The 15,288-nt window shown below is 35.7% G+C and carries 9 protein-coding genes and 1 riboswitch; all 9 genes read left to right on the top strand.

What is annotated here, in order from left to right; all coding sequences use genetic code 11:
• Positions 1-9 precede the first annotated feature (9 nt).
• Positions 10-342: a hypothetical protein gene (locus tag FEZ13_RS01285; RefSeq protein ID WP_146551146.1), complete on the top strand. Its 333-nt coding sequence runs from the start codon at positions 10-12 to the stop codon at positions 340-342.
• Between the two features lie 104 nt (positions 343-446).
• Positions 447-740 (top strand): WXG100 family type VII secretion target, encoded by a 294-nt coding sequence (locus FEZ13_RS01290; RefSeq protein ID WP_146551147.1) that lies wholly within the window; start codon positions 447-449, stop codon positions 738-740.
• Between the two features lie 117 nt (positions 741-857).
• A complete protein-coding gene (gene yukD / locus FEZ13_RS01295) occupies positions 858-1,097 on the top strand; it encodes an ESX secretion system protein YukD (protein ID WP_146548106.1) in 240 nt (79 codons plus the stop codon).
• A gap of 14 nt (positions 1,098-1,111) precedes the next feature.
• Entirely contained in the window at positions 1,112-2,425 is a 1,314-nt protein-coding gene (gene essB, locus FEZ13_RS01300) for a type VII secretion protein EssB (RefSeq protein ID WP_146551148.1), read from the top strand.
• 33 nt (positions 2,426-2,458) lie between these two features.
• On the top strand, positions 2,459-6,880 hold the full coding sequence (gene essC, locus FEZ13_RS01305) for a type VII secretion protein EssC (RefSeq protein ID WP_146551149.1): 4,422 nt from the start codon (positions 2,459-2,461) through the stop codon (positions 6,878-6,880).
• Positions 6,877-9,612: a type VII secretion protein EsaA gene (gene esaA, locus FEZ13_RS01310; protein ID WP_146551150.1), complete on the top strand. Its 2,736-nt coding sequence runs from the start codon at positions 6,877-6,879 to the stop codon at positions 9,610-9,612. Before essC ends, esaA begins: the two co-directional genes overlap by 4 nt.
• Positions 9,599-10,087: a type VII secretion protein EssA gene (gene essA, locus FEZ13_RS01315; protein ID WP_146551151.1), complete on the top strand. Its 489-nt coding sequence runs from the start codon at positions 9,599-9,601 to the stop codon at positions 10,085-10,087. The genes esaA and essA overlap by 14 nt, the downstream gene beginning before the upstream one ends.
• Before the next feature lie 622 nt (positions 10,088-10,709).
• Positions 10,710-10,893: riboswitch (cobalamin riboswitch) on the top strand.
• A 167-nt stretch (positions 10,894-11,060) separates the two neighbouring features.
• Positions 11,061-12,473 (top strand): prenyltransferase/squalene oxidase repeat-containing protein, encoded by a 1,413-nt coding sequence (locus tag FEZ13_RS01320; protein ID WP_146551152.1) that lies wholly within the window; start codon positions 11,061-11,063, stop codon positions 12,471-12,473.
• Between the two features lie 14 nt (positions 12,474-12,487).
• Complete coding sequence (locus tag FEZ13_RS01325) at positions 12,488-15,250, top strand: Ig-like domain-containing protein (protein WP_146551153.1); 2,763 nt, start codon at positions 12,488-12,490, stop codon at positions 15,248-15,250.
• The last annotated feature ends 38 nt before the right edge of the window (positions 15,251-15,288 follow it).

Here is a 15,288-nt window from a genome sequence, read left to right on the forward strand (position 1 = left end):
GGTGTGAAGGTGGGCATCTATACAACGGATTACCGCTTTTTATCAGATAAGGATCTATTACACAAATCTACATTGATGAACAATCTCTTTGAGGAAAACCTCAATTTACATATGCAGCTCAATGACAGCATAAATAGTGAGTTAAAAGCAAGTAAAGGAATGTTGATCGATGAAATATTAAAAAAACTACAAGAAAAAACAAAAAGGCATAAAAGTTTGATTACGGATGCCAAAACAAAAGGATATTTTCAAACAATTGTTTTTGAATATTGTATCAATGAAATGAACAAACAAAACATTCATATTTACTATGAAGTTATAGAAAAAATGAAAAAAAGTTGATAATTAGATGGTTGCGTCCATTTTATAATGCCGAAAGGTAAATATAAAATGATTTCGTTTCCATCAATTATATAAATATTAAAAATTTAAAAGGAGATGTTTTTATGTCAGGTCTTATTCGAGTTACACCAGCAGAATTAGAGTCAATGTCAAGCAGGTATTCAAAGGAAAGTAGAGAAACAGAAGAACAAATCAATCGTTTGAATCAAATGATTCAAGAACTACAAGGAGTATGGGAAGGGGAATCAAGTAAAGCCTTTGCGGAACAATACGAATCATTGAAGCCTTCTTTTGTAGAAATGCAAAACTTGCTAGCGGATATTGCAACTCAATTATCAGCTGCAGGACGTGCTCTTGAAGATGCGGATCGTCAAATTGCAGGTCAAATTAGAAGCTAACTGCTGCGATTCTATAGAAGTGCCTATAAATAGCGGCACTTCTTTTTTATCCCGCTTTAAACAGCCAGTAAGAGGAAATCCCTTGTGTAGAGTTTCACTTTATAAGGAGTGCAAAGTATGTATGTAGATATAACGATCGATTTAAAAAATTATAATTCTTCCATCTTTGACTTAAGAATCTCTAATTATCATTCCATTAGAACCATGATTGACATGGTTTGGCAGGTGCAAAATTTGATGGAACCACCTCGAGATGGGTATTGGATAAGAGTGGACAATAAAGAGAAGGTACATGGTGGTTATGAAAAACTTATCCATGCAAATATAACTTCTGGAGATCGTATCGAAATATTATAGGAGGAAATCGAAAAATGAGCGAATATCCAAAAAATTATCTGAGTCAACAGCTAGATGCTCTGACAGAAATTCGAGATCATGAGCTCGAAATTACTTTTCAAAGAGAAAGAATCAAATTAGACGATCCATTAGAAGTTACGTTTATAGAATCTTTAGACAAGCTCATCCATCGAAAAGTTGAATGGAGTGATGTTGAACTAAAAATAAGTTATCAATTTGAATCACCGCTGCAATGGAGTAACAAAATTGTCAAGGAAGCCGAATTAAGCCGCCTTTATTTTTCAGCGAATCTTGTTAAAAAAGTAAAATTCCATGAATTAAGTCGGCTACATATCATCATCAGTCCTGAAAATGTTATTTATGATGATGCCATGCAAGTGTACTTTTTGCATTATGGAGTAGAAAATAGTGTTCCTCCTTATATTCAAGAAGAAAGGCGTCTATTTCAAGAGGTGAGAGCATTATGCTGTGCGGCTATTGAACCCAAGTTCGATTTTTTACACTATTTGAATTATTCTGCAACGACAGCTATCCCTCCTAGGGCAAAAAAAATGATGGCATGTGAATCGTACCAAGAATTGCTCAAAGCGATTTCCGAAATGATTCAAAACTATCATACATATGAAAAAACGATTACACAAATACCAGTAAAAAGATGGAAAACAATGAAATACAGCTTTATAGCTGTAAGTGTGCTATTAGTTCCTCTATTGGTCTATGTGATTTACTCATTCACTTTTTCTTTGCCAAAATATAAAGCATACATAGCGAGCCAAGAACATTTTCTAAATAGTGAATATAGCGACGTAGTAGATCAATTAGAGCCGTATGATGTGGAGAAAATGCCCTATGTTACGAAATATATGCTCAGTCTTTCTTATGTGACAAGTGAACAGCTAGATGAAACACAACGAGATAATGTTTTAAAAACGATTACACTTCAAACGGATGAACGGTATTTTTTATTTTGGATCTACATAGGGCGTGGTGAATCAGAAGAAGCATTGAAAATCGCCCGTGAATTAGAAGATACCGATCTAACCATTTTTGCATTATTAAATCTAGAAGAGAATGTGAAAAACGATTCTTCCTTAGATGATGAAGAAAAAGAGGACAAGTTAGACAATATTGAACAGGAAATAGAAGACTATAAGGGGCAACTTGATGAGGCAAAAAAGGAAGAACAGGGTGGAATAACAGAAAGTGAGCTAGATTCTTCCACACAAACGCCAAATACAGTGGAAGAAAAGGATTCAAAAACGACGGACACTGATCAAAAAGAGTCCACTAAAAAAGAAAACAAGTCAGAAAAGAAATCGGAAAAGTAAACCATTTAATCTACAAGAAAGGAGGAAATCATTTTGAGAACACTTTGGATTTATGCAAATGATTTTGTCTACTATTATCCAATTGAAAAAGAAAAAGAATTAACAATCGGAAAAGAAAAAAATCAGACGATCACATTGAATACTTTATCCGATCACACAAAACTAACTGTCAAAATAGCAACACCTGATATTAGCATTTATTTAAAGGAACAGTTATTATGCAATCTTTCGCATATGCAATCTTTTAGCAAGCAAATCGATGGTCACTCCATCAGGTTTTTATATACGAATGAGGAACCCAAAACGGAACGTTATTATGTTGGGAAACAAACAGCGTTTTCTGTCAGCGGAAATGACGTGATCCAAATAGATCAAGAACTGTCCCATTCAGAAGGTCTGCGGTTTGTAAAATACAATGATAGCTGGAGCGTGTATCCCAGTAGTACAGATGTCTATATCAATGGAAAAAAACAATTATCACCATCTCCATTGAATCTTGGGGATCAGATTATGACTGAATGCCATACTTTTTCATTTATAGAAAATGATATTTTCGAGGTAACTGCGTATAGACCGATTGAATCGGCTCTTCCAACCATTACTGTCCCAACTTCGAAAATAGCAGAAAATTATCCATTTTATCGTAGAACGCCTCGTATGATTTATGAGCTGCCAAAAGAGAAAGTCTCTTTATCCTTTCCCTCCCAGAAAAATGAGGATCATCATAGGGGCTTATTATTAGTCGTCCTGCCACCTCTTATTATGCTGATTGCCCTTGCGATCATGGCTTTTATTCAGCCGAGGGGTATTTATATCGTCGTCACGCTTTTGATGTTTATCGTTTCAATCGTGACCTCGTCTGTTCAATTCGTGAAGGATAAGAAGCAACAGTCGAAAAGAGAAAAGAAGAGAATTGATGTCTATCAAAAATATTTGGAAGCTAAAAGAGTCCATTTACACGAATTGGCTTCAGAACAAAGGACAGTCATGGAATACCATTTTCCGTCATTTGAACAAATGAAAGGATTAACAAGTTCGCTTAGTGATCGTATATGGGAGAGATCACTCAAAAGTCATGATTTTCTACAATTTCGTTTAGGAACAGGAACAGTAGAATCTAGCTTTCAAATCGATTTTAACGCGAATGATTTAGCCAATAGAGAGCTGGATGATCTGATCGAACAATCTCAACAACTTGAAAATACATATAGTCATCTTCAAGACTTACCGATGATTGCTGATTTAGCGAAAGGACCCTTAGGGATAGTTGGACAAGAACCAATCGTGAAACGAGAATTACATCAGATGATTGGACAACTTGCTTTCTTTAATAGCTATCATGATTTGCGTATTGTTTTGATTTTTCATCAAGAAAATTATCAAGAATGGGAGTGGATGAAGTGGCTGCCCCATTTTACATTGCCTCATGTGCAAGCGAAAGGGTTTATATATGATGACCAGACAAAGGATCAATTATTGAACTCCCTTTATGAATTGATTCGAGAGAGAGAACTGAATGATGAGGAAAATGTTTTATATAGGCCGCATATGCTATTCGTGGTTCTCAATCAGGATCTATTAGTAGACCATAAAATCATGGAATATTTAGAAAAAAATCTTCATGATATAGGAATTTCAACTGTTTTTGCTGCTAAGTCTAAAGAAGAACTACATGAAGAAATAGCCACTTTGGTGCGATATGTCAATCCGTTCGAGGGTGACATTTTAATTGAAAATAAACGGGCGATCAAGCGCTCCTTTAAAATGGATAAACATTACCGTGTATCCAATGAAAAGTTTGCAAGAGAACTGAAAGCGCTAAATCATCAAATAGGTTTCACCAATTCAATCCCTGAATCCATTTCATTTTTGGAAATGCTAGATGTCCATGATATGTCACAGTTGCCGATCGCTACTAATTGGAGAGAACATGAAGCCAAAAGTTCTTTAGCAGTCCCGATAGGAGTAAAAGGTGTTAACGAGGTTGTCGAGCTGAATTTACATGAGCGTGCTCATGGACCTCACGGGTTACTAGCTGGTACTACCGGATCAGGGAAAAGTGAATTTCTACAAACGTATATTTTATCACTGGCTGTTCATTTTCATCCTTATGAAGTCGCGTTCCTGCTAATTGACTACAAAGGTGGTGGGATGGCGCAACCATTTAGAAGCTTGCCTCATTTACTCGGGACCATTACGAATCTAGATGGCAGTAAGAACTTTAGCGCGCGTGCATTAGCTTCGATTAAAAGTGAATTGAAACGAAGACAGCAATTATTTGATACATTTAATGTCAACCATATCAATGATTACAATGATCTTGTGAAAAATCATATAGCTGCAATCCCTATGCCACACCTATTTCTTATTTGTGATGAATTTGCAGAGCTCAAAACAGAAGAACCAGAATTCATAGGGGAGCTAGTGAGTGCTGCACGAATCGGCCGTAGTTTAGGGGTCCATTTAATACTGGCAACACAAAAGCCAGGAGGTATCATTGATGATCAAATCTGGAGTAATACCAATTTCCGTATCGCCTTAAAGGTTCAAAATGCCTCAGATAGTAAAGATATTCTAAAAAATTCAGATGCTGCTGCGATTTCTGTAACGGGGAGAGGCTACCTGCAAGTGGGGAACAATGAGGTATATGAACTTTTCCAATCTGCTTGGAGTGGCGCACCTTATTTGGAGGATACTTCAGATGCTGAATCAGAGGTTGCCATCATAGCAGATTTAGGACTGATTCCACTTTCAAATGTGGAAAGCAAAAAAACATCCAAGCGCCAAGAGCAAACGGAAATTGACATGATTGTCCATGAAATCGAACAGGTGCAGAAAAAATTGAAAATTGATAAGCTGCCAAGCCCTTGGTTGCCACCATTAAAAGAACTGATTCATCAAGACGATGCTGTATGTGATGATCCGATGAAAATCCCGATCGCTATGGTGGATGAACCCGAACGGCAAAAACAGTCTCCTTATTATTATGAAATAATCAAGGATGGCAATATAGCCATTTTCGGTTCTGCTGGATATGGAAAATCGACGACAGCATTACTGATTCTTCTGAGTATGGCACGAAACTTTTCACCAGAAGAAATTCATTACTATATTTTGGATTTTGGCAATGGTGCCTTACTACCTTTGGCCTCACTAGCGCATACAGCTGATGTGTTTACAGTTGATGACCATCGTAAAATCGAAAAATTTCTAAAAAGAATTCGACTGGAAATGGCATCAAGGAAAAAGGTATTGCAGAAAAAGCAAGTGAATACGATTCAAATGTATAATCAGATAGCTGAAAAACAATTACCACTTCTTTTTATAACAATTGAAAACTTTGATTTTATCAAAGAAGAATTGCCGGATATTGAAATGATTTTGAACCAATATGTACGTGATGGTCAGTCATTAGGGATCTATTTCATCTTTACTGCCACAAGGATCAATGCGATTCGATCAGGTATGATGAATAATTTAAAAACGAAAATCGTTCACTATTTGCTCGACCACACAGAAGCAGCTTCAGTTCTTGGAAGATTACCGTATTTGCCAGAGCCGATACCTGGCAGATCTATTATTAAAAAAGAATCAGCCTATTTTTCACAAGTCTTCATACATGCTGAAGGGAAGGATGATTTCGAGCGTTTTGAAAATGTTAAACAAATGATCCAAACTTACAATGAAAAATATAAATATGCGATGAAACCAGAACCGATTCCAATGTTGCCAGATCGATTAACAACAGTAGATATGCAGAAATATATTTCTTCAGAAAATCCAAATTTACAAATTCCAATTGGATTAGAGGAAGAAAATGTAACACCTGTCTGCTTGAATTTACATCAGGTCAATCATTGTTTAATTGTTGGCCCTAGCCAAAGTGGAAAAACAAATATATGTAAATTCATAGTCGAAGCTTTATTGAAAGAAGATATTCAATATTTTGGTATTTTCGAAGCATTCCAGAAAAACTTTACACATATGGCTCATCTAGATTATCTGAGCTATTTATCAACAAAAGAAGAAATAGCCGAGTGGATCGAAACAGTAGAGGAAATATTAACCTATCGTGCAGAAAATGAAGACATCCTACAGGAGCATCCACCAATCGTGCTATTAATAGATGGCTATAGTTTCTTCCAAAATATAGTTGACTCGCGTCTTCAAGAACGATTATCAAAGTTGATTAAGAATTATACAAATATCGGATTTACACTGATCGTAACAGGAAGTAACAATGATTTCTCGAAAGGATATGACGCATTTACAAATGAGTTAAAACAATTGCGCCAAGGTATTCTATTGATGAAAAAATCAGATCAAACCATATTCAACCTACCATTTGATCGAAAAGAAAGGGAGATTCATAACGGCTTCGGCTATTATGTGAAAAATGGTCAAGCGTCGTTTATTCAAATACCATTAGTAGTAGAAAGTGGGGTAACAATATGACATCAGGCAAAAAATACGTTTTCAAGGTGCTAGTTTTAATCCTTCTCATTGTCGCATTGCCTACACTTTCCTTTCAATTTGTTAATCATAAAACAAGCCAAGATCAAGAAGTATCCAACACGATTGCTATTATAAATGAAGATATTGGCGCCAAAAAGGAAGGAAAATCATTAGCACTAGGCAATGAATTATCGACAATTTTAAATAAGAATTCAAATTATGAGTGGAAAGTTATCGGGCGAAGTGCTGCACAGAATGGTTTGAAAAATAATCGTTATGCAGCAGTACTTTATATACCTTCTGATTTTTCAAAGAATTTAATGCAATACGAAGAAAAGAATACCGTGGCGACTGATTTTGACTATTCCATTCAGGATAATCTCACAGCCTTAGAAAAAGAAAAGGTACAAAGAGAAGTGGAAAGAGCTACAGGCGTTGCCAATGATAAAGTTTCCGCATTATATTGGAGCTATGTTTCTCAAGACCTTCAGAATGTTCGTCTAGGTTTTGACGGCATATTGAACAAAGAAATCGATTTCCAAACGAAAATGACTTCATTTTACAAAACAATTTCTTCAGATTTCTCCAATACCATGAATGATCAAACAAAGCAATTGAAGCTGATCCAATCAGGTATTCAAAATTATGCTGAAAATACAAATGAATCGATTACATCCGCAGATCAATTTCAAACACAGTTAAAGGATTTTACGCAGCAGGTTCAACAATTTCAAGAGTATCAGGCTGCACAAGAGAAAATTTTGCAGCAAGATTCAGATAAGCAATTACAAATTGTGAAAGACGACTTATTCAAGCAACAATCAGATGTAAAAACGATTAATGAGTTATTGAATAATCAGGGAACAGTCATTGAAAAAGAGTTTACTGGTTTTTCAAACAATATTGGAAACAGTAATCGTGTATTAGAGGATCTGTACTTATTAAGATCTAAAAATAATAACTATGAAGTCGTCCTAGATACGCTGACCCAATTAGAGAATAGTAATATCGAAGATCAATCAAGAGATATTATCAATCAAAGAAATGCTTTGCCTCATTCGGATCCTTCAGATTCAGGGGATGATTCAAAAACGATTTCGCCTTTACCACAATTAAAACTAAATATCCAAAATGAAAAACATGCCTTAAACAGCGTTGCGACTAGTATCACACAGGTACAGAAGAGCATAGAAACAGCAAATAAAGATGAATTGCCAGAGCTAGCGAAAGCAAGCGAAAGTCTGCAAACGATTCAATCGAATATTGAAACGATTCAAACGAATCTCGAAGCGATAAAAGGTGAACAATCGGCCTTCTATACATCAGCCCAGCAATTACTTGTAACTGCTAAAAATTTAGAAAAAGAAAATGTTAATCTACAATATCAGCTTGATCAATTATTAGATGGAAATGAATCGAATCTCATAGAACAAATTCAAAAAATAGAAACGAAGATCCTAAAGCAAGCAGTTTTAACGGATTCACAAAAGGCCGAGCTGAGAGCGGTATTTAACACACCGATTACAACAGATGATCATGATCGACTTCTCAACTATTATGAAGCACTAAACCAATTTGATGGTACACTTTCATCAAGTCTATTAAATGAAGAAAAACTGGAAACATTTAAAGAAAAAGTGAAACCAAAGTTGGAAATTTCCAAAGAGGAAACAGATTTATATCAGCTCTTATTAAACGATTTACCATCGATCCAAAAGAAGATTGACGAAACGAAGCCTTCACTTCTTGACAATATCGATAAAACAAATGATTCAGTGACAACTCACTTTGAACAGATCTCAAATGATTTAAATAATATGAGTGATTTAACGCAAAACTTGCAAAGCCAAATTTCAGAAACTATCCATCCACCTTTAACCAGTAATTTAGAGGAAGGTAGCTCTTTAGAAGGTGTACATGATCAAATACGTACCGCGATGAAATCTGTTGAAGACTCGATCCAATCAATTGATAAATCGCAATCATCTGTAATTGGCAATGCACAGCGTATCCTATCAAATGTCAACGGCGTAAAAACAGATGCGGGTGTGTTAGATGATAAGTTAGGGAGCAACTTACTGGTTACCAAGAAATATAAAGATGATCTATTTTCTGTGCTACCTAATACATTTGTAGATGGACAAAGGAATACACAGGTCTTTGATGCTTTAGCCGCACCGATCAATGTAGAGAACAAAAGTCCGATTGTAGAGGAAGTCAAGAAAGTTCCACCTTTAGTATTGATCATCATTATCTTAGTTTGCAGTTTGTTGATTGGCTATCTAGTGAATGAGATAAAATATTCATCTTGGTTAATGAAAAGCACCATTTTTATCATCCTAAATCTTATCGTTGGGTTAATCATCAGCATGTTCAGTTTGAAAATGTATGAGTTAGATGGGACAAAGGGGATTCAATGGTCCATTTTCACAGTATTATTATTAATGACAGGCTCAGCGTTTATATTGGGCACAAATATAATTGGGCGCTTTATGGGCTGGATCGGTAGTATTATGCTTTTATTATTCTTTATTGCACCATTACTAGCCATAACGGTTCCTGATTTTAATTATCGGGATCCTATGACAACGATGTATATGTCGATCCAATATGATGTCCATCCTCCGACTGAACTTGCTTATTCTATCCTAGTGTGCTTAATTGTTGTATTTATGGGTATTTCATTGGCTACGATGAAGCTTAAAAGGGGTGAGGAGGTTGTCGAAGAATAGACGGATCATCATCGGGCTTTTTATATGGGGTGTGTTCTGTGCAATGCCTTTTCAGGTTCTTGCAGCGACACCAGATATTCGCACACTTGTCCCGAACAGCTATCAATATAAAGAATTTAAAGAAAATAAAGAAGTATTGCATGATGATCATAGGCAAAAGAGAATTCAATTATTAAGTGATGATTTGAAAATACTTACATTTGAAAAAAATCCTTATCCGAATCATGATGAACTAAAAGTTACATTATTTGCTCGAAATGTTTCTGAACATAATACGATTCAGCTAAAATCTCAAAAGCTTGATCTTTTTAAGGAAAAAAACAATGCACTCAAAGATGACTCCTATAAATCAGATCAAACAGAAGCCTTCACACTCTCTTTACCGTCTCTATTTTTAGGGATTGTGATCATCCTTTGCCTTGTACTTTTCTTTATCGTTTTACCTAAGGTTCTCGTAAAGAAAAAGATATCCTAAAAGTACTCAAGCTGTAAATGTCGAAATACGTTTGAATTTTATAAGTTTGAATGATCATACGTTAAAGAATGAAATATGATCTATTTTTTCGCAGAATGGTTGGCTACTGCTGATATGATCATGACCTGAATTAGAGAAATCTATCTTCTAATTCAGGTTTTTTTAGTGAATCAATGTCATAAATTTATTTTTGATTTCACGAAGGGGGATGTATGCGTTTTCAAGGAGTCGTGTTATTGTTTCACAATTATTAATAATGAATGTAATTAAATATTCATATTTTTATATAAATTTATGTTATGAAATTGATTCAAGTACCATACATCTATTAACGGGTTGATAATGAAAACGTAGGATTAATGGTTCTGGTAATAAAGAAGTGATTCTTGCGTTTTGAAAGTCTTATACACAACCTTTGATGGAACGAGATTGTTTGACTCTTGTGGAAAAGCGAGCAAGTCGGGGCAGAAATCAGTGAATCCTCCTATTTTTATGGATTAAATTGAATAACCAACACGTCTGAAAAATATAGTATTTTTTGAATATAAACTAAATTTTAAAAGGTTTTATTTCTTTTTTGGAGAATAATTTGTATAATGAATTTAATAGTTTTTTTCAATTTCATAAATAAGCCTATATTGGTGCTATTTAACATAGCTTAAAAAGGAATCAAGTGAAAATCTTGAACGGTCCGGCCACTGTAATAAATGTGTACTTTTTTATATCCACTGGCAGCTATTATGCTGGGAAGGGAAAAAGTACGATACATTTTAAGTCAGGAGACTTGCCTATAGGTAATAGACACACCTTCTGGGACTAAGGTATGAATGGCTGCTAATGTTTGGATTTGAAATCGTTTTCAATCCTTAAACAGACATTTATTTGAATACATACTTTCAGTTCTGATCTCTTTGGAGGTGAGAACTTTTTTTATTGAAAAAAACAAATTTTTATACAAAGGAGATAGAGGGATATGAAAAGAAATCGTTTTTTATTAAAAGCAACAACAGCATTAGTCATCGCGTTGACAGCACTACCAGTAATCAGCCATGCAGAAGCATATGATCCAAATGATGATTATCAGCAGCTAGATGTAAAATTTTATGAAAATCAAAAACCAGATCAAGGTTTCTATATTAATGCAGCTGCCAATTATGTGCTAGAAACGGTGGGGAATCCGACGGTCGGTTCTGTCGGTGGAGAATGGTCTGTCATGGATTTAGCGAGAGGTGCTTATACAGGCTATGACTATGTAAACAAGTTAAACGGAAGTAGTTTTAATAGTACGTATTTATCAAATTTAAATGATTATGTAACAAGCGTAAATGGCAATCTTAGTTCAACAAAATCAACAGAATATTCACGCGTGATCTTAGCTCTTAGCGCCTTGAAAAAAGATGCTCACCATGTCACACTAGAAAATTATGATTTCATAAATAGATTAGAAGAATCCTTCAAATTTTCCTATAAGCAAGGAATCAATGGTCCCATTTGGGAACTTATCGCTTTAAATACAGCAGACTATGAATTTAGTGGCGGATTGACAGGAGACGATGTCAATACGAAGGGCAAAATGCTGGATTATATTTTAAATAAAGAGCTTTCAAATGGTGGTTGGGCACTATTTGGCACAGCTACGGATCCAGATATTACAGGAATGGCGTTACAGGCGCTTGCTCCCTATTACAATCATTTAGCAGATTATGAGGCAACAGGTGCAACGATTCCTTATGGAACTTTTATGGGGAAAGTAGAACGAGCTGTCCTAGCACTTGCGAATATTCAAGCGGATAATGGTGGCTACAATGCATGGGGCAATGTCAATGCGGAAAGCACAGTACAAGTTGTTGTTGCGTTGACAGAACTAAATATGAACCCGAAAGCGACAGCGATTAGTCTCCCAACAATTGGTGAAACAGCCTATTTTAACGATACAACTGCCACACAGGATGGTGTCACTACAGGAAATATGATAGATGCACTTTATACATTCTTTGCACCTGGCAGTGGTATTGCAAAAGAAAGTGCTGGTTTCAAACATGTTACGACCGGTTATGACGGTGGTGGTGGTTCTGGTGCGGGTGTCAATGCGATGGCAACTGACCAAGCCTTATATGGTTTAATCGCTTATGATCGTTATAAAAATGGCGAAAACGCGCTATATGATATGACAGATGCGCAAGAAAATTATACAGCTAAACAATTTAGTCTCACATATGTAGAAAATGGAAATTCAACTACTGAACATTATTCACCATATGCAGCAGTAAATTTAAAAGACACTATAGAACGATGGAATACAAAAGCTGATGGCACTGGTACAAGCTATCTGGCGACCGATACGCTATCAATGCCAGAAGAAAATATTACTTTATACGCTGAATAAGGAGTGAACGATTAGTGTCAACAAATATGAAACGATTGTTTCATTGTTTTGCATTTGTGATTTGTTTCATATTTTTATCGACGCCCATAAAAGCAAATGCACAGGCTTTTGACCCAAATGAAGATTTTAAAGATTTAGGCATTCGTTTCTATAATGATGAGAAACCGGATATTGGATTTTATATGAATGCCTCTTCTCGCTATATTTTAGAAACGGTCAAAGAACCAAAGATGGGATCTGTATATGGTGAGTGGTCGGTTATGGATTTACTACGAGGAATGTATACAGGTTACGATTATATCAACTATATTCCTAGTGACTACTTTACTGCATACAAGAAAGGGATCAATCAGTATGTTATGGATAAAGGCGGTATACTTGATCCCAGTAAATCAACAGAATGGTCACGTTTAACGCTTGCGATGACAGCACTTGGACAACCAATTACCGATATTGCTGGTTATAACTTTGTGGATAAATTATCCCAATCTCTTAAATTCTCTTATCGTCAAGGTATTAATGGACCGATTTGGGAGCTGATAGCTCTTGCTACAGGCGGCTATGATTTATATACAAAACCATCAAAATTTGAAGATGAAAGCGATATTAACTCGAAGGGCAAAATGATCGATTATATTATGAAAAAAGAAATCCCTAGTGGTGGCTGGGCGCTGTGGGGAAGTACGCCTGACCCTGACATTACAGGAATGGCATTACAAGCTTTTGCACCTTACTACCTTAGTGAATCGAAATATAATGCAACTGATGCAACCGCTTCTTATACGGACTTTAAAAAGTCAGTCGAACGTGCCATCGTCGTACTGGGAAATATTCAAGCTGATAATGGTGCTTATAATGCATGGGGAAATGTCAATGTAGAAAGTACGGTTCAAGTCATTGTGGCTTTGACCGCATTAAATATAAATCCAAAGACAACAGAAATCTATCTACCGACGATTCAGCAAACTGCAAAATTCAATGAAAAGGGTGCAACGCAAGATGGTGTGTATACCGACAATATGATTGATGCACTTTATACATTTTGGGCATGGGGGAGTGGTTCTTCTCCAGAAGTAGGGGGTTTTAAGCATGTCACGACAGGCTATGACGGCGGTGGTGGTTCAGGTACAGGTGTCAATGCGATGGCAACTGACCAAGCGCTTTATGGCTTAATCGCCTATGATCGTTATGCAAGAGGAAAAAATACGCTTTATGATATGAGCGATATGAAAAATGGTGAATATAAAACGATGACAGCTAAGAAGTATACAGTAACTTTTAAAATGGGGAACGAAACCGTAACAGAAAGTTATTCACCTTATGCACTGGTGTCGATGAAAGATACATTTGGTACAAATCATACACCTGTCATTGCTTGGACAACAAAAGAAGATGGTCAAAATGCAGCTCAATACTTAACAGCTGAAAAATTATCAATGCCAGAGCAGAATATCACATTATACGCCAAAACTAACACAAAATCTTATAAAATTTCCTATCAATTAAATGGTGGAATTTTAGATGACCGCGCTGCCTCAACCTATATTGATGTTGAAGGTGCAACTTTACCTACCGCGAGTCAAGTTAAAAAAGCAGGATATCAATTTGTAGGCTGGTATACGAATGCAAACTTCAGTGGAGCAGCTGTGACAAGTGTTCCTAAAAATTCGTCTGGTGATCAAATATTCTATGCAAAATGGGTTGATATGAATTCCGCAAGTAGTGAATTAGTCCAAATGATAAAAAATTTACCATTAAAGATTACGTCAAAGGATATTATAAGCGTACAAAATGCACGGACGTTATACGAATCATTATCCGTTGATCAAAAATTGCTTGTAACGAATATAGGCAAGCTATTAGATGCTGAGCAACAAGTTTTACAGTTAAACCAAAATAACAATGGTACAACTGGTAATACTGCGGAGTCTGTGACACATTTAATCGAACAATTACCGGCAATTTCAGTGATTACGCTGGATGCACAGTCCGCGATTACGAAAGCACGTACCGCATATGATAGTTTAATCATTAGTGAAAAACGTCTTGTTTCAAATTATAGTCTATTGGTCCGTACTGAAAAGGCATTTGATACCTTAGTAAGTAAAGAAGTAGATCAAAAAGTGGCGGATCGACTGATCAAACAAATTAATGCTCTGCCAACGACTTCTAAAGTGACTTTAAAAGATTTAGAAAAAATCCAAGTTGCACGCACAGCCTATGATGTCGTGACACTAAAGCAACAAGAGATGGTCACAAATTATAACAAGCTGATTCAATTGGAATTGAGATTAAAATCTTTAGAAGCGGATAAAAAACTATCCGTCCAAGCAGTCACAAATGCTAGAAAGACAATAACAGGAACTGCAACACCTAATATTACGGTGAAAGTTTATAATGGCTCGAAGAAAATTGCTACAGGGAAAGCAAGGGCAACTGGAAAATTTTCATTGACGATCAAGCAACAAAAAGCGGGCAGTAAGCTGAAAATTTCAACATCCGATGGTGGAATAAAATACGTAACTGTTAAAGCTTCTAAAACATTGAAAAAGCCTATTGTTTCTTCTGCGAAAACGACGAAAATCACTGGTAAAAGTAAAAAAGGCTACACGGTTGAAGTTTATAAAGGAAGTAAACGAATTGGAACCGCAAAGGTTTCTAAAAAAGGAACATTTACAGTCAAAATCATTAAACAAAAGAAAAAGACAAAATTGAAAATTCAAGTAAAAGACTCATTGAATAATCATAGTGAATTTAAAATGGTGAAAGTACAATAGGAGGAACTGAAGAAGTGATAAGAAATCTTGTAAAGTGT

The organism is Rummeliibacillus sp. SL167 (assembly GCF_007896505.1).
Taxonomy (GTDB): domain Bacteria; phylum Bacillota; class Bacilli; order Bacillales_A; family Planococcaceae; genus Rummeliibacillus; species Rummeliibacillus suwonensis.